Source organism: Halalkalibacter lacteus (assembly GCF_036663595.1).
GTDB classification, from domain to species: Bacteria; Bacillota; Bacilli; order Bacillales; family Bacillaceae_D; genus Halalkalibacter; species Halalkalibacter lacteus.
The window spans coordinates 1-240 of the sequence record NZ_JAWRVL010000426.1 but is presented as its reverse complement, the minus strand read 5'-3'; the positions used below and the strand labels follow the sequence as shown (position 1 = coordinate 240).

The window sequence follows — 240 nt, the reverse complement described above, 5'->3', positions numbered from 1 at the left end:
TGAATTATCGCACCGTAACGAAAAACATTATTCAGCATGTAGAGAATAACCGTTTCTCTTTGCTGGAAAAATTAACTCAGGATGTGCTCGATATCGCACGTGACCATCACTGGGTGACGTATGCTGAAGTGGAGATCGATAAACTGCACGCGCTGCGCTACGCCGATTCGGTATCCATGACCTTAAGCTGGCAGCGTTAATCGCCATATCGGGAGGCTGCATGAACATAGTGATCACCGG

Annotated in this window: 1 protein-coding gene; it reads left to right on the top strand. The window is 47.5% G+C overall.

Going from position 1 to position 240, the window contains the following annotated elements; all coding sequences use genetic code 11:
* Nucleotides 1-200 (top strand): FolB domain-containing protein (locus tag SAZ04_RS22895; RefSeq protein ID WP_332700078.1); only part of this gene is annotated, 200 nt, incomplete at its 5' end.
* Nucleotides 201-240 lie beyond the last annotated feature (40 nt).